The organism is Enterococcus timonensis, from assembly GCF_900104595.1.
Classification (GTDB): Bacteria; Bacillota; Bacilli; order Lactobacillales; family Enterococcaceae; genus Enterococcus_J; species Enterococcus_J timonensis.
Genome location: NZ_FNVY01000004.1, coordinates 406,017 through 421,498 on the forward strand (window position 1 = coordinate 406,017; position 15,482 = coordinate 421,498).

Below are 15,482 nucleotides of genomic sequence, written 5' to 3' on the forward strand. Positions count from 1 at the left end.
TTGGAGTGACAGTATGGATTTAAAAGATTTTTACTTCCAAAATATACAAAAGGATGAATATCATTATCGTTTTTACGATTCGATTGAGAACGTTAATAATGTTTACAATGTATTTAGTGGTTATACGGAAGTAGAGGATTATGAATTTGAGGTGTATGATGCAGAGGAATCGATAAAAAAGTTTAGGGAACTATGCCAGCCAGATGTAGATTTTTCTGGTAGTGAAAATAAATGTTGGTTTTATCTCATATCGTATTATTTATACAAAGTAGGATATGTGATAAAAGAATTTCCTAGATTATTGGCACGACCACCTGTTGCACCTAGTGACTTTACTTATGGAGAAATTAGAAACAGAATTATTGCAGAGGGAGATGATGATAATGGGACTGTTCGATATGCTGTCAGAAGAACATTTGTTGCAAGGTTGACATTTGAACAGAAAACAACCTATGTTGATATAGATGATTCAATCAATCAAAAGTTTATTGAGATATCAAACCGACAAGCATCATTCAATAATATGAGTACAGATGAAAAACTTGCAGAGATAGCAAATTTAATAGAAAGTTTATTAAAGAAGAACGGTAAGTTTCTTACACTTGATTATTCTACGATTTGTTTTGATTATATTTCTAACGATGTAGTAACAAGCTATAGAAAGAAAATGCATTGTTTTAGGCATGCCACAGATGATGCAATATCGGAAAGAAAAACCTATTCGGAAGAACAAAAAAGCTTCTTTGTTGATTACGGATTGACCATTGTTAAAGTAATACATTCTTTGCTGGAATAAAAACTGAGTAGACAAGTTTTTCGGGACAAACATGATTCCAACTTGTCGGAGGCATTTTTTCAAATCGGATAAAGGAACTGATAGCTTCCCACATACGAAAGCCATCAGTGGATTAATTCCCCGATTTCATTTATGTTACAAATTTGAGCCATAGAGGTTCAAGAGGTTTACCATCGTAATTATTCTATTTTTCTAGAAAGATTATTATCAATTAGACCTTGTATTAATAACAGGAGGTATTATGAGAACATATAAAGATAAAGAAGAGCTAAAATTTGAGATAAATAAAAGTTTTGAAAAGTATATTTCTGAATTTAATAATATCCCAGAATCACTGAAAGACAAAAGCGTTGACGAAGTTGACAGAACACCATCTGAAAACCTTGCTTATCAAGTTGGCTGGACAACATTGCTCCTGCAATGGGAAGCCGATGAGAAAAATGGCTTAACAGTAAAGACACCATCAGATATGTTTAGGTGGAATCAGCTTGGTGAATTATATCAGTGGTTTTCAGATACCTATGCAAATTTATCCTTAGAGGAGTTAAAGGATAGGCTAAACAGAAATGTTATTTCAATCAATAAAATGATTGATGTACTAAGTGATGAAGAATTATTTTTACCTCATATGAGAAAGTGGGCTGATGAAGCTACAAAAACAGCAGTATGGGAAGTATATAAATTTATTCACGTTAATACTGTTGCTCCTTTTGGGACTTTTAGAACCAAGATAAGAAAATGGAAAAAGATAGCACTATGAAACTAAGTTCAGTTACTTGGCAAACTATTCTCATAAGTACAATCCTATCTGGATATGTTCCTGCATACAAGGTTCAATCTTGGATATCTTCCCACATACGCAAGTCCACAATGGATATGTTCCCTCAAAGAGAATTAAGTAAAAAAGGAAAATGGAAATTGTCCTTTGACAGCTATGAATTCCTCTCAAAACATGTGGAAAGCGTGACATTGCTGACAAAAGCCTAGAAGTAAGTCACTAGAAAATTATGCTAGTCCAATATGTGAACTAGTTTTTCATCTCTTAGGTAAATAACAAGTGCTGCTTGTTATTTACCTTTTTTAGTTTATTTTAAGAAAATTGCTGAGCTCTAGAGCAATAAGTACCAAGATTATTTACGAGAGGAGAACAGATCATGATTAGAAAAATGCAGAACGCAGATCTAAACACAGTCGCAGATATTTGGCTAGATACGAATATTTCGGCTCATAATTTCATTTCTAAACAGTATTGGAATGAAAATTTTGAAATAGTTAAGGAAATGCTTTTGCAAGCTGAAGTTTATGTCTACGAGGATAAAAATGAAATACAAGCATTTATCGGCTTAAGTGATAATTATGTGGCAGGCATTTTTGTTTGTAGTGATGCCCAATCCAGTGGTATCGGTAAGCAACTCCTTGATTTTGTAAAGAGCATAAAAAAACAGTTAACATTGAGTGTCTATCAAAAAAATACTCAAGCAATAAAGTTCTATCAAAGAGAAAAATTCACTATCCAATCTGAAAAAATAGATGAAGAAACTGGTGAAAAAGAATATATGATGGTTTGTGGAGAGTAAGTTTTAGTGCCTATTAATTTACTAAAATACTGAGTGTAAAAAACAAATAGTAGGTGTAATCTTATTGAATAAATAGGGGTTGGTCGAATTTTGAAGGAAAAAGAGTTTGCCACTATCGGTGAATATTTATATTGGCGATATGCCAATATGGCTATGGCCCACGTTGCATTGAAAAATTCTCGTGAAAAGTATGAAGTAGCTGACTATATGATTAGAGCAAAACTATATAAAGGATTATGTACAGGTAATATGAACATCGCCTCTTTGTACGACGACGAGAAGTATAAACTTAATAACATTAGTTGCTGTTATTGTGGTGGCAGTAACGAGTTGACTCTTGATCATATAATACCAAAGTTCTCTGGAGGTAAAGATACAGGGGATAATATCATGTATGCTTGTAAAACTTGTAATTCTTCAAAAAATAAAAATGATCTACTTGTTTGGTATCAAAAGCGAAATGAATTTCCACCAATATTAGTTTTAAGACGATATTTGAAGTTAGCTTTTATTAATTTAAAAGAAGCTGAGAAACTAGATTTTCCAATTGACCAACTGGAAAATAATAACAGATTATTTAGAATAGATTTACTACCATATCAATTTCCACAACCTAATCTTTTGAGATTATAGTTAAAATTAAGGCTTTGGAAATACTTTTAAAAAATAAAAGGAGTTTAAAACATGAACAATTGGAATGAATTATATGAACTTGCAAAAGAAAAACTAAATCCTAGAATGATTACGCCATTCATTGAAGCTGGTGGGGTGGCGGCGGCCATTCTTACGGATCAAGGAAACATTTATACGGGCGTTTGTATTGATACGGCGTGCACGCTTGGCATGTGTGCTGAGCGTAATGCGATTGCCAACATGATTACCAACGGCGAAAGTAAAATTGTTAAACTCGTTTGTGTTATGAGAGATGGTAGCGTCGGTTCTCCTTGTGGTGCTTGCCGGGAATATTTAATGCAGCTGGATAAAAACAGCGGTCAAATGGAAATTTTAGTTGATTATGATAATAAAAAAACGGTGACTCTCGAAGAACTTGTTCCTGATTGGTGGGGGACAAAAAGAATGCTTAATCTCATCGAGGCAGAGTGATAGGATAATTTTAAAAATGTTGCTTAGAAGATACACGACAGCTGATTGTACTGAAATGGCCGAATTATTTTATCAGACAGTTCACTCGGTCAATGCCAAGGATTACACGAAAGAACAATTAAACGCTTGGGCAACCGGAGCGATTGATTTGAACCAGTGGAATCAATCATTTTTGAATCATTTTACATTAGTCGCTGTTAAAAATAATAAAATCGTCGGCTTTGGAGATATTGATGATACAGGTTATCTTGACCGGTTGTATGTGGATAAAGACTTTCAAAACCAGGGAATTGCAACGGCCATTTGTGCGGAATTAGAAAAAAGTATTCCGACTGGTCCCATTACAACCCATGCATCAATTACAGCCAAACTATTTTTTCAGCGCCGAGGCTATCGGGTGATAAAAGAACAACAAGTTATTAGAAATGGTATTTCTTTAACCAATTTTCTGATGGAAAAATAAAATTTCAATTCTTAAAAAAAAATTGTCTATGAAAGGGAAATCTGCATGAAGTTAGTCATAATTATCGGGCCGCACGCAGTAGGGAAAATGACGGTGGGACAAGAGTTAGCCAAGGAAACCGGCTTAAAATTATTCCATAACCATATGACCATTGATCCAATTTCTGAATTATTTAGCAGCTCACCGCAAGAGTTTGACCGCTTAAAAGAATTATTTCGCCATGAGATTTTCGATGCCTTTTCCAAAACTGACGAATACGGGATGATTTTCACTTTTATGTGGCGCTTTGATTGTCCAGAAGATGAGGATTATATCGAAAATATCGAAAAATTGTTTTTAGAAAGAGGCGCGGAAGTTTATTTCGTAGAACTTTCAGCTGATTTTGATTTGCGGATTGAGCGCAACAAAACGGAAAATCGTCTTTTAAATAAATCCACGAAGCGCAATATTGTTCAGTCGGAAAAATTTTTTAGAGAGACAGAAAATAAATACCGCCTGAATTCAATAGATGGAGAAATCAAAAAAGAAAATTATCTGCGCATCAATAATAGCAATCTGTCGCCTCAAAAAGTAGCGACCATGATCAAAGAAAAATTTGAATTGTAATTAATTTTATATCGTAAGCCAAAAAGTGCCTCACAAACATTAGACTAAAATCTAATGTTTGTGAGGCACTTTATTTTTTAAGCTGCGGGGACTTCTTCTTCTGGCAGATCGCCACCTCCGCCTGCTGGTGGTGTGACTTCTTCTGGTGTGCTTGAAGTTTCTGGTTCGGAACTTGGCACGGTCTCACTAGGGACAGTGACACTAGACGAGGTTTCCGGTGCGCTACTGCTTTCCACAACTGAACTTTCTTGGGTTGAGCTGCTGGATGGAGTTGGTACAGAAGGAGTAGTGGACGCCGAGGAACTTGTTGGTGTCGATGAAGGTCGAACTTGTTGTTCAAATCCTTTCACGTACAAAATATTTCCCACTTGAACAACGCTGTCTGGTTTTTCCCAATCTGTATTCGGAACATTTTCGGCAAGTTTGGCCATCATATTTTTATAAACCGAAGCGGCTACCGAATGATAGCTGGAAGGAATCGCTTGGAAATAATCATCGTAACCTGTCCAAACTGACATTACATAATTTTGCGTGTAGCCGACAAAAGTCACATCAGGCACGCCTTCTTTGTCGCCTTTAATTTGATCATAAACTTCAGCGTCATAATTACTAGTCCCCGTTTTTCCAGCTTGAATTAATCCAGGAATCGCGGCCGTAGTTCCGGTCCCGCTTGAGACAACATCTTTTAACATATCCGTCATAATGTAGGCGGTGGAATCTTTCATCGCTTGGCTGGATTCTGGGGCAAATATTTCTTCGGTGTCGTCTGGATAAATAATTTTATTGACATAAAATGGTGTGGAATAAATACCGGCGTTAGCAAATGCGGCATATCCACCAGCTAATTGTTCAGTGGATAATGGTCCGGAAATCGCAGATCCTCCTTGAATTTCTTCTAAGTGAATGCCTAATTTTTGTAAAAATTCATCTGCTTGATCAACGCCGACTTCCATCAATGTTTTTACCGCCGGCACATTACGAGAATCAGTTAACGCTTGGCGCATCGTAATCGTGCCTAAATAGCGGCGATCATAATTTTGGACGGATAAATCAGTGCCGGGATATTGATAAGGTTCGTCGACAATTGTTTTGGCGGTGGAATAATTTAAATATTCAATGGCTGGTCCGTAATCAATTAGAGGTTTCATCGTGGAACCAACATCACGACCATTTGTTCCATCGTTAGTAGCACGGTTTAAACCAAATTGCACATTGTCGGCCACTTTTCGGCCGCCGATTTGGGCCACAACAGCGCCGGTCGTCGGATCAAGAACAGTCGAAGCTACTTGCATTTGATCATCAGGAAAAGCGACAATTTCTTGATCGTTAACAATATTATAAAGATTAATTTGTTGCTCCAAGTTGATATTTAGATAAATATCCATCCCTTGGGTGAAAGGATCAAGGCCCGTTTTTTCTTGCACTTCATCAATGGCACTAGTCAAATAGTTATCGATATATTTTCTATTGCCAGTTAAATCACTTAAACTTTGCAAGCCGTCAGAAATATCAGTAGCGACTGCTTCATCGTATTCGGTTTGCGAAATTTTGTCGGCGTCTAACATGGTGGAAAGGACAATGTCGCGGCGCTCTTTGGCATTATCAGGATGAACATACGGATCGAAAGTAGAAGGGGCATTGGGTATAGCTGCCAGTAAAGCTGCTTGAGCAGTCGTTAGTTCGCTGGCGGGTTTGCCGTAATATGTTTCAGCGGCGGTTCCCATGCCGGAAATCCCATTTCCCATATAGACTTTATTAATATACAAAGTTAAAATTTCTTCTTTGGATTTTTCTCGTTCCAATTTTAAAGCGAGCCACGCTTCTTGGGCTTTACGTTTTAATGTTTGGTCAGAAGCTTTGGTGGAGAAAAAGGAAAGTTTGATCAACTGTTGGGTTAAAGTCGAGCCACCACCAGTAATACCACCGGCCCGCAAATTTCCTAAAGCAGAGCCAACAATTCGAATTGGATCGATACCGGGATGTTGATAAAACCGTTTATCTTCTACAGAAATAACAGCGTCGGCTAACACTTGAGGCACTTCACTAGATTTTAATTGGATTCTTTTTTCTGCGCCTAGTTCAGCTAAAAGATTGCCTTCTGGATCAAAAAATCTGGTGGAAACAGCGTCGGTTAATTTGGATTCATCAAGTTCGGGTGCATCTCTGACATAATAGGCAAATAATAACCCGCCGGCTAAAATTGCCAGAGCAAATATCGCCACAAGAATTAATAATATTTTTTTCCAAAGTTTGCGTTTCTTTTTTTTCACCGGTTTGTGTTGCGAACGAGCGTTACGAGAAGTGCGTGTTTGTTCACTCATGAAAAGCCTCCTTTTGGGCAATCATTTTTTCAATCACAGATAAATAAGGAATACGTGGGGCAATTTTTTCGGGTAATTCAGTGGCGAGCGTTTCAATCGTCTGTAAGGGAATTGATTTTTTGCCAGAAACTTGTTGATCCCAAAAAACAATTAAATCTTCAGCTGCTAAATAAAAACAACGATTTAAAGTTGAAAAATAAAGCAAAACAAAACAAATTCCCTTTTGCGCCAGACAGTTTTTAAAATGGTCAATCTGATGTTGATGAAAATTTTTCAACGGAAAACTAGTTTTATTTTTTGTTTCTTTAGCTTCAAAGTCTAAATAATACCCATTGAATACGCCGTTGTAATCGGTAGTAGAAGCTTGGCTAAAATAAGCTTCACGAATCACCGCTGCCGAGCGCTTCGGATAATCCACTTTGACAATTTGCAATGGGGTTGGTTTTTTATGAACCACCGCCAAATTTTTCGCTAAGTAATAGGCGTTGCTATCATTAATCGCTTCTTCAAGATTCATCCCCCGATTGGCAAAATTCGTCGGCGCTTTTCTTAAAACTGGGCCTTGCTTTTTTGGCAATTGTTTAGGAAAATGAAGAGGAGAGGCGGCGCCTTTTGGATAATGGATGGTCATCTTTTCACCTGCTTTTTTGGGCGATTTTAATTGCTTCATCTAGAATTATAACAAATAATCAGGGGAGGGAGGAATTTTTATGAAAAATCTGTACGTCTCGGGTTATCGTAGCTTTGAATTGAGTATTTTTCAAGAAAATGACCCGAAAATCACTCGAATTAAAGAAGTTTTAAAAAGTAATTTGAAAGAACAACTAGAAGAAGGGCTCGAATGGGTGATTATTTCCGGAAATCTCGGTGTAGAACAGTGGACGGCAAGTGTCGTAACGGGCCTTAAAGAAGAGTATCCAGAGTTAAAACTAGGAATTATTTATCCTTTTAAAGATTTTGGTAGCCAGTGGAAAGAAAATAATCAAGAAAAAAAAATCGCCGTCGAGGCCCAGGCTGATTTTGTCGATTCAGTCAGTCATGCGCCGTATCAAAATCCCGGACAGTTAAAAAATCACACGCAATTTTTGCTGCAACATACAGACGGGGCCATCTTAGTTTATGATGATGAATTTCCTGGTAAGACGGAATTTTTTTATAAAGAAGCTCTCAAACAGGAGAATTATCAGCTGTCCACCATTTCTTTTGATGATTTGCAGAATTTTGAAAGCTATTAAATTACTATAAGTGACTGTAAAATGTCAAAAAACATTAAAACAATTGTAAATTTAATGGATTCGATGTTTTTTTTTTGACGAAAATTTGCTATGATAGATACTGAGTAAAAGATTTTATTAAATCGTGGTTAGGTGGGATGATTATGCCAGAATTAAACTTAGGTGCTAAAGATATTTTGCAAAAAGAGTTCAAACAAAAAATGCGCGGCTACGATCCAGATGAAGTGGACGAATTTTTAGACCTCGTCATTAAAGATTATGAAGCGTACAACAAAGAATTAAATTTATTAAGAGAAGATAACGAACGTTTGTCAGCGAAAATCGATCAATTGAATCGCGCTCAACAAACCATGAGCCGCGTGCAAAAAGATGTGCCAAAAGCAACGAACGCCGTAACGAATTTTGATATTTTGAAACGTTTATCTAATTTAGAAAAAGAAGTTTTCGGAAAAAAATTAGATGAAGAAGTTGCCGACAATAGTCGCGATAATGATTTAGAAAAGACGAAGCAATTTTAATAATATCTTGTAATTAACAATGGCTTAGTATATTGTAACTAGGAACGAAGCAATCATGTTTTTTATGTAACGGTCGCCGTTACGGATTGATTGGATAAATTGAATAATGATTTTGTGATTATTAGGTAATTGCGGCAAAATTTATTTTGCTGAGGAAAGTCCATGCTCGCACCGACTGAGATGTCGGTAGTGTTCGTGCTTAGCGAAACCATAAGCTAAGGTACCTTAATAGGTAACGGCAGAAAAAAATCCTAAGGGCAACTATGGATGAGTATTCTTGAAAGTGCCACAGTGACGAAGCGTATTTGGAAACGAAGACGGTGGAACGCGGTAAACCCCTCGAGCGAGCAACCCAAACAATGGTCGGGGCGCTTTTCTACGGAAATGAACGGATGAAGAGACGAGAAATCGGAGATAGATAATTACCCACGTGTTTTTTTACCTGGAAAAACACTGGACAGAACATGGCTTACAGATAATCACAAATCAGGTTTGCCTTCTTGCAATTTGCGGGAAGGTTTTTTTTAAAATGGAGGGAATTATGAAAGAGAATTTTAATTTATTAGCCACTTGTGGCGCTGGATTAGAGGCGTTAGTGGGAAAAGAATTACAACATTTAGGAATGGATAATACAGTAGAAAATGGTCGTGCCAGATTTGTCGGCACCAAAGAAACTATTGCCAAGACAAATTTATGGTTACGGGTCGCTGACCGGGTAAAAATTATTGTCGGCGAATTTGAAGCTACAACTTTTGATCAATTATTTGAAGGCGTTAAAGCGATGGATTGGGAGAATTATTTGCCAATGGATGCAGAATTTCCAGTCGCTGGAAAATCAGTCCGCTCCACTCTTTTTTCAACACCAGACGTGCAAGCAATTACTAAAAAAGCCATCGTTGAAAAATTAAAAGCTGTTTATCACCGTCCAAGTTCAGTGCCATTGCCAGAAACTGGCGCTTTATTTCAATTGGAAGTTTCGATTTTAAAAGATCATGTGATGGTGACGTTAGACACAACCGGTCCTTCTTTATTTAAACGTGGCTACCGTAAAGAAAAAGGTGGCGCACCTTTAAAAGAAAATATGGCCGCCGCTTTAGTTATTTTAAGCAATTGGCATTTTGACCGACCATTTGTCGATCCCGTTTGTGGTTCAGGAACGATTTGTATTGAAGCGGCGATGTTGGGAGCTAATATTGCGCCTGGTAGTAATCGTGAATTTACTTGCGAGAGCTGGCCTTATTTTGAAGCGGAAATTTTTGAAAATGCGCGGACCCAAGCTGATGAAGCCGTCAATTACGATATTATTTTAGACATTGCCGGTTCTGATATTGATGGCTCTATGATTGAAATTGCCAAGCGCAACGCTGAAGAAGCGGGCGTAGCGGAACATATTACGTTCAAACAATTAGCAGTGAAAGATTTTAAAACAGATAAAGAATATGGCGTAATGGTCGCTAATCCTCCTTACGGCGAACGATTAGGTGAAGAGGCTAATGTCCAAAAATTATACCAAGAACTTGGACAAGTTTTCCGTCCAATGACTACTTGGAGCAAATATATTTTAACTAGTGATTTAACTTTCGAAAAAGCTTACGGCATGCGGGCAACTAAGAAAAGAAAATTATATAACGGCGCCTTGCGAACGGATTTATTCCAATTTTGGGGCAGCCGTCCTAAAAGAGGAGGAGTACAATGAGTCAAGTAACTGAAGTTGATTTTTTAGCGTTAATTAAAAAGGAAGATTTGTTGAATCGTTCTTTGGCGCTTTTAGAATGGGACGAACAAACAGGTATGCCAGAAGCTGCCAGTGAGTATCGGTCGGAAATGAATAGTTTATTGACTGAGTTACGATTTGAAACGGCTAATGGTTCTGATATGAAAAATTTCTTGACGTATTTTGAAAATCATCAAGACCAACTTTCTGAAGTAGGAAAATCCGTCTATCAACAAGCGAAAAAAGATTTTGATCTCTTTGCTAAAATTGATCAAGACGATTATGTCGCTTACCAAAAAGACGTTTCGAAAGCTTATAGTGCTTGGGCCAAAGCTCGAAAAGCCAAAGACTTTCAAATTTTTGCTCCTAGTCTAGAAAAAATTGTCGCGCATTTAAAACAGTTTATTCCGTTGTGGCAAAAAGATGAAAAAACGCCGTATGATGTGTTATTAAATCAATACGAACCAGGCATGACAGTAGAAATTTTAGATGAAGTTTTTGCGCAATTGTTAGCAGGGATTACTAAAATTCGCCAAACGTTAAAAGAAAAGGGAACAGAACCTGAGATCGATTTCTTGCACCGATTCGTTTCAAAAGAACAACAACAACAATTTGTTAGAGCGCTAGCTGAAAAAGTTGGTTATGATTTTAAGCGCGGCCGTTTAGATGATACGATTCATCCATTCATGACCGGTATTAATCGCTTGGATGCGCGGATTACCACTCGCTGGGATGAGCACGATTTTATGATGGCTACTTTTGGGGTTATTCATGAAGCGGGTCATGGCGTTTATGAACAAAATGTCGATCCGAAATTTGATTATACGAATCTTTCCGGCGGCGTTTCGATGGGTATTCACGAGTCGCAATCGCTGTTTAATGAAATTATTATCGGCTCGTCTAAAAACTTTTGGCAAACCAATTATCCGATGTTTCAAGAAATCACTGGCGATACTTTCGCTGATATTTCTTTTGAAGATTTCTATCGTTCTATGAAACAAACGAAAAGTTCCTTGATTCGAATTGAAGCCGATCCTTTAACGTATCCGATTCATATTATTATTCGTTATGAAATTGAAAAAGAATTGTTTAATGGAAACTTAGCCGTGGCTGATTTGCCTAAAGTTTGGGCTGAAAAATACCAAGAATATCTTGGTGTGACACCAGCAAATGATTTAGAAGGTGTCTTGCAAGATGTCCATTGGTCTGGTGGAAGCTTTGGCTATTTCCCAAGTTACGCATTAGGCTACATGTATGCCGCGCAACTATATGACGCGATGAATGAGGATCAAGACGTGGAAGAAATTTTATTGACAGATGATTATTCACCCATTGTTAAATGGAATACTGAAAAAATTCACCAATATGGCGCTAGCAAACAACCAAATTGGCTGATGGAACAAGCTTGTGGCCAGCAGTTGAATCCCCAACATTTGTTAAATTATTTGCAAAAAATTTATTTTGATGTTTATCAAGTGAAATAAAAGTAAAGTAGGAGAAGGCCGCGGATTTTTGCGGTCTTTTTTTAACGGGAGGTGAAAAAATCGTGGAAAAAGAAATTTCTGTCCGGAATTTAGTGGAATTTATTATGAAAACTGGCGACTTAATTTCTGGAAAAAATTCACAACACACAGCGGAAATGGGTGCGAAAATTCACCGCCGTTTGCAAGGGCAAAAGCAAAAAGCCAATCCCAATTATCAAAAAGAAGTGGCGGTAAAATTTACATATAAAGCCTCGGAGTTGGAATTTCTAATTCGTGGGCGAATTGACGGATTATATGAAGAGGACGCTCTTTGGGTCGTTGACGAAATAAAAACTTCTGAAGATGAGTGGGAAACCTTGACGGAAAAGCAAGTTGATCTTTATTTTGCCCAAGCAATGTTCTATGCCTATTTTTTAGCTGGTGAAAAAAATCTAGAACAAGTAGCTTGTGACCTGATTTATTTTGAAGTGTTAACGGAAAATATTCAAGTCACCCGCCGCACATTTACTAAAGAGGCATTAGCGGATTTTGTAGCGGACATCTTAGATCAATATGCTAAATGGTATCGTCTGGTAGAAGGATTTGAAGAAACAGCCGAAAAAACCATTGGAGAAATGACTTTTCCTTACCCTCAATATCGCAAAGGCCAACACCAGTTGATGGGTGTTGTTTATAAATCGGTTATGAGTCAAAAACAATTATTTTTACAAGCGCCAACAGGAACCGGTAAGACGATTTCCACTTTATTTCCAGCGTTAAAAGTCTTAGCCGCCAAAAAAATTCCGCGTATTTTTTACCTCACCGCTAAAACCATCACCCGCACTGTCGCCGAAGAAGGACTCTTAGCCATGCATCGTACCGGTTTAAAAATTAAAACCGTCACTATTACGGCTAAAGATAAAATTAGTTTTCCATTACCAGATGGACTGGAAGCTCATGAAAGTCCTTATTCAATTGGTTATTATGACCGCGTCAATGAAGGACTATGGGATATTTTATCCAATGAAGATTTCATCACGCGGCCAGTTATTGAAAATTACGCCAAAAAGCATTCCTTAGATCCTTTTGAATTTTCTTTAGATATTGCTCTTTTTTGCCAAGTGGTGATTTGTGATTACAATTATGTATACGATCCGCTAGTTTATTTGCGGCGCTTTTTTGAAGAAGTCACAGAAAAAAATGCGCCCCTTTTGCTAGTAGATGAAGCGCATAATTTGGTTAGCCGAGCTAAAGAAATGTATTCAGCCACTCTTTCTTTAAAAAAAACGCAGGCGGCTTTGAAGTATTTTAAAACAATTCCTGAAACCAATTCTTTCACTAAAAAAGGCCGGCGCTTATTTAATAAGGTGGTTAAACTTTTAAAAGAAAAAAAGGAAGAACAAACAGTGGTTTTTGCCACCCAAAAGGAAAACTGGCTAGAATTAATGGAGGTCCTAACACCTTTAGTAGAATTTTTACTAGAATATTTGCCCACCAAGAAATTTAATGAACAGCAACAAGTACTAGATTGGACCTTTGAAGCGCGAGGATTTTTAAAAATTGGGGAACTATTTGATGAGGAATTTGTATTAGGAATAGAAACGGATCGCTATGATTTTTTAGTTAAAATCATTTGTTTAGATCCGGCTAAATTCTTAGAAGCACGCCACCAACAAGCGTATAGTAGTATTTTATTTTCAGCGACCTTGAGTCCAATGGATTATTTTAAAGAGCGCCTGGGAGCTGTGAAGCCGGTGCATTTTTCTTTATCCTCGCCATTTCCTAGAGATCACCAGCAAGTGATTATTGCCGATTATATCGAAACGACATTTTACAAACGAGCTGAAAATATCGAGAAAATTGTCGATGCGATTTATTTTTTAGCGACAAGTCAAACAGGGAATTATTTCGTATTTTGTCCGTCGACTATTTTTATGGAGCAAATTTATGAGGCCTTTTCGAGTAGGTACAATGAAAAGGTTATCCTTTTAAAACAAGAACCGGAAATGACTGAAATACAGCGGGAAGAATTTCTGGAGCAATTTAAAGAAAATCCCGAAAAAAAGACGAATAAAAGTTTAGTCGCTTTTGCTCTTTTAGGTGGTATTTTTTCAGAAGGGATTGATCTAAAAGGGACACGATTAATTGGTACCGCGATTGTGGGGGTAGGTTTACCGCAAATCAATCCTGTATTAGACCTTGAAAAAAATTATTACCAAGAAAAAAATGGCCAAGGATTTGCCTACGCCTATCAATTACCAGGGATGAATAAAGTCTTACAAGCAGTAGGACGGGTCATCCGCACACCAGAAGATTATGGCTTGATTTTTTTATTAGATGCGCGTTTTTTACGACTTGACTATCAAAAATTACTGCCAGTTGATTGGCAGGTGGGCGTGGCCCATAATGCTCTGGGTTTACAAGAAGGAGCGCAAGCATTTTGGCAGCAAAAAAAGACTGAGCAAAATTAATTAAATTTTGCCCAGTCTTTTTCTAGTTAACAACATCAAAAATTTCATAAACGACTAAAGCTTCTTTACGAAAAGGTAAGCCACAACTGTTGGCTTCTTTAGTGAAGAATTCTTCGTGTACTTTTTTCCAATAAGCCAATGATCTGTCGCCTTCGCCTTCTAAATAAGCGTGGGCGGCGGTGACTTGTTGAAAAGAAATAAATTCCACCACTTTTGTTTGGATAACAACTTTGGCTTCTTGGGCACTATTTAGTATGACGGAATATTCGCCAACTTTAGGAAATTCATCTTTTTCAAGCAGATAAAGATCGTAGTAAGAGGCGGTGCCGCGTTTTTTTCCTTGCAACACGAGATCTAACAATTCATCTACTTGCTGAGAGTCACCACCAAAAGCCCAACTAGTGTAAGGTGTCTCTTCAGGTAACTTGTTTTTTATAGTAAAATCCCGCCAAAATTCTTCAATGGATAATGAATTATTCAAATAAATTCCCCCCAGTTAAAAACGGATTTTCAATTAGTTCCGAACCAATCGTAGTATTTTCGCCGTGCCCTGGAAAAATCAAAGTCTCTTTTGGCAAAATACAAAGTTTTTCTGTGATGCTCTTAAGTAAAGTATTTTTGTCACCAGTAGGAAAATCAGTCCGGCCAATACTTTGTTTAAATAAAGTATCCCCCACAATTGCAAAGTCAGAAAACAATAAACTAACAGAACCAAAAGAATGTCCCGGTGTTTCTACCACTTGAAAAGAAAACTCACCTAACGCCATCATCGGCTGATAAGGATGCGTCGCCGCGCCACTAATGAAGGGCGCACCAAACATTTCCGATAAATTATAATAAGAATCTTGTAGCCATGCCGCTTCTTTACTACTTAAAAAAACGGGCACCGGATATTCATTTAATAAAAAATCTAAGGCGCCAAAATGATCAAAGTGGGCATGGGTTAATAAAATTGCCGCCACAATTTTGCCGGTATGTTTAATTTCTTCAACAATTTTTTCTCCGTCAGAACCGGGGTCGACGACTAACAATTCTTCTTGGCCAATAAGCAAATAACAATTTTCAGCCATCGGTCCAGTGACAATTTGCATAATACGCATAAATTCAGCTCCCATTTTCATTCCTTGTTGATTCATTATAACAATTTTTAAGGGTCAAGACTACTGACAATAGGGCTGAGGTACTTTGGCAGGCGGGTTATTTCATGGTATACT

Annotated in this window: 16 protein-coding genes and 1 other RNA gene; 13 read left to right on the forward strand and 4 right to left on the reverse strand. The window is 37.4% G+C overall.

From position 1 onward, the window contains the following. The first annotated feature begins 13 nt into the window (after positions 1-13). From BQ5341_RS06545 to BQ5341_RS06580, 7 genes are all read left to right on the forward strand, one after another. On the forward strand, positions 14-796 hold the full coding sequence (locus BQ5341_RS06545; protein ID WP_071131224.1) for a hypothetical protein: 783 nt from the start codon (positions 14-16) through the stop codon (positions 794-796). Positions 797-1,037: 241 nt separating this feature from the next. Continuing rightward, entirely contained in the window at positions 1,038-1,556 is a 519-nt protein-coding gene (locus BQ5341_RS06550) for a ClbS/DfsB family four-helix bundle protein (RefSeq protein WP_071131225.1), read from the forward strand. Between the two features lie 394 nt (positions 1,557-1,950). Continuing rightward, entirely contained in the window at positions 1,951-2,373 is a 423-nt protein-coding gene (locus BQ5341_RS06560) for a GNAT family N-acetyltransferase (RefSeq protein WP_071131227.1), read from the forward strand. Between the two features lie 90 nt (positions 2,374-2,463). Further along, on the forward strand, positions 2,464-3,006 hold the full coding sequence (locus tag BQ5341_RS06565; protein ID WP_071131228.1) for an HNH endonuclease: 543 nt from the start codon (positions 2,464-2,466) through the stop codon (positions 3,004-3,006). Between the two features lie 51 nt (positions 3,007-3,057). Further along, on the forward strand, positions 3,058-3,477 hold the full coding sequence (locus tag BQ5341_RS06570; protein ID WP_071131229.1) for a cytidine deaminase family protein: 420 nt from the start codon (positions 3,058-3,060) through the stop codon (positions 3,475-3,477). 16 nt (positions 3,478-3,493) lie between these two features. Continuing rightward, positions 3,494-3,940 carry a GNAT family N-acetyltransferase gene (locus tag BQ5341_RS06575; RefSeq protein ID WP_071131230.1) on the forward strand — a complete coding sequence of 149 codons (447 nt, stop codon included), beginning with the start codon at positions 3,494-3,496 and terminating at the stop codon, positions 3,938-3,940. 45 nt (positions 3,941-3,985) lie between these two features. Further along, positions 3,986-4,546, forward strand: a complete 561-nt coding sequence (locus tag BQ5341_RS06580; RefSeq protein ID WP_071131231.1) for an ATP-binding protein — start codon at positions 3,986-3,988, stop codon at positions 4,544-4,546. A gap of 77 nt (positions 4,547-4,623) precedes the next feature. On the opposite strand, the gene BQ5341_RS06585 is transcribed toward BQ5341_RS06580, so the two are convergent. Continuing rightward, positions 4,624-6,867: a transglycosylase domain-containing protein gene (locus tag BQ5341_RS06585; RefSeq protein WP_071131232.1), complete on the reverse strand. Its 2,244-nt coding sequence runs from the start codon at positions 6,865-6,867 to the stop codon at positions 4,624-4,626. Continuing rightward, complete coding sequence (recU, locus tag BQ5341_RS06590) at positions 6,860-7,498, reverse strand: Holliday junction resolvase RecU (RefSeq protein ID WP_071131233.1); 639 nt, start codon at positions 7,496-7,498, stop codon at positions 6,860-6,862. The genes BQ5341_RS06585 and recU overlap by 8 nt, the downstream gene beginning before the upstream one ends. A gap of 79 nt (positions 7,499-7,577) precedes the next feature. Here recU and BQ5341_RS06595 point away from each other — a divergent pair, with 79 nt between their 5' ends. From BQ5341_RS06595 to BQ5341_RS06620, 6 genes are all read left to right on the forward strand, one after another. Beyond that, positions 7,578-8,102, forward strand: a complete 525-nt coding sequence (locus BQ5341_RS06595) for an SLOG family protein (RefSeq protein ID WP_071131234.1) — start codon at positions 7,578-7,580, stop codon at positions 8,100-8,102. A gap of 143 nt (positions 8,103-8,245) precedes the next feature. Beyond that, entirely contained in the window at positions 8,246-8,620 is a 375-nt protein-coding gene (gpsB, locus tag BQ5341_RS06600) for a cell division regulator GpsB (RefSeq protein WP_071131235.1), read from the forward strand. 117 nt (positions 8,621-8,737) lie between these two features. Continuing rightward, an RNA gene (rnpB, locus tag BQ5341_RS06605) (RNase P RNA component class B) lies at positions 8,738-9,097 on the forward strand. 64 nt (positions 9,098-9,161) lie between these two features. Then, positions 9,162-10,316, forward strand: coding sequence for a THUMP domain-containing class I SAM-dependent RNA methyltransferase (locus BQ5341_RS06610; protein WP_071131236.1), 1,155 nt, complete (start codon positions 9,162-9,164; stop codon positions 10,314-10,316). Then, on the forward strand, positions 10,313-11,818 hold the full coding sequence (locus BQ5341_RS06615; RefSeq protein WP_071131237.1) for a carboxypeptidase M32: 1,506 nt from the start codon (positions 10,313-10,315) through the stop codon (positions 11,816-11,818). The genes BQ5341_RS06610 and BQ5341_RS06615 overlap by 4 nt, the downstream gene beginning before the upstream one ends. A 62-nt stretch (positions 11,819-11,880) precedes the next feature. After that, a complete protein-coding gene (locus BQ5341_RS06620; RefSeq protein ID WP_083378627.1) occupies positions 11,881-14,268 on the forward strand; it encodes an ATP-dependent DNA helicase in 2,388 nt (795 codons plus the stop codon). 22 nt (positions 14,269-14,290) lie between these two features. On the opposite strand, the gene BQ5341_RS06625 is transcribed toward BQ5341_RS06620, so the two are convergent. Together BQ5341_RS06625 and BQ5341_RS06630 are read right to left on the reverse strand one after the other, a co-directional pair. Then, on the reverse strand, positions 14,291-14,749 hold the full coding sequence (locus BQ5341_RS06625; RefSeq protein ID WP_106396182.1) for an ASCH domain-containing protein: 459 nt from the start codon (positions 14,747-14,749) through the stop codon (positions 14,291-14,293). Continuing rightward, the gene (locus BQ5341_RS06630) at positions 14,742-15,368 is read right to left on the reverse strand and encodes an MBL fold metallo-hydrolase (RefSeq protein ID WP_071131901.1); all 627 of its coding nucleotides are present in this window, start codon (positions 15,366-15,368) and stop codon (positions 14,742-14,744) included. The genes BQ5341_RS06625 and BQ5341_RS06630 overlap by 8 nt, the downstream gene beginning before the upstream one ends. Positions 15,369-15,482: the final 114 nt, after the last annotated feature.

Excerpts from the sequence above, each read along its gene's own strand:
- BQ5341_RS06595 (WP_071131234.1), top strand. The coding sequence starts at position 7,578 with ATGAAAAATCTGTACGTCTCGGGTTATCGTAGCTTTGAATTGAGTATT.
- BQ5341_RS06585 (WP_071131232.1), bottom strand. The coding sequence starts at position 6,867 with ATGAGTGAACAAACACGCACTTCTCGTAACGCTCGTTCGCAACACAAA.
- BQ5341_RS06615 (WP_071131237.1), top strand. The coding sequence starts at position 10,313 with ATGAGTCAAGTAACTGAAGTTGATTTTTTAGCGTTAATTAAAAAGGAA.
- recU (WP_071131233.1), bottom strand. The coding sequence starts at position 7,498 with ATGACCATCCATTATCCAAAAGGCGCCGCCTCTCCTCTTCATTTTCCT.
- BQ5341_RS06550 (WP_071131225.1), top strand. The coding sequence starts at position 1,038 with ATGAGAACATATAAAGATAAAGAAGAGCTAAAATTTGAGATAAATAAA.
- BQ5341_RS06575 (WP_071131230.1), top strand. The coding sequence starts at position 3,494 with ATGTTGCTTAGAAGATACACGACAGCTGATTGTACTGAAATGGCCGAA.
- BQ5341_RS06560 (WP_071131227.1), top strand. The coding sequence starts at position 1,951 with ATGATTAGAAAAATGCAGAACGCAGATCTAAACACAGTCGCAGATATT.
- BQ5341_RS06570 (WP_071131229.1), top strand. The coding sequence starts at position 3,058 with ATGAACAATTGGAATGAATTATATGAACTTGCAAAAGAAAAACTAAAT.
- BQ5341_RS06630 (WP_071131901.1), bottom strand. The coding sequence starts at position 15,368 with ATGCGTATTATGCAAATTGTCACTGGACCGATGGCTGAAAATTGTTAT.
- BQ5341_RS06580 (WP_071131231.1), top strand. The coding sequence starts at position 3,986 with ATGAAGTTAGTCATAATTATCGGGCCGCACGCAGTAGGGAAAATGACG.
- gpsB (WP_071131235.1), top strand. The coding sequence starts at position 8,246 with ATGCCAGAATTAAACTTAGGTGCTAAAGATATTTTGCAAAAAGAGTTC.
- BQ5341_RS06545 (WP_071131224.1), top strand. The coding sequence starts at position 14 with ATGGATTTAAAAGATTTTTACTTCCAAAATATACAAAAGGATGAATAT.
- BQ5341_RS06610 (WP_071131236.1), top strand. The coding sequence starts at position 9,162 with ATGAAAGAGAATTTTAATTTATTAGCCACTTGTGGCGCTGGATTAGAG.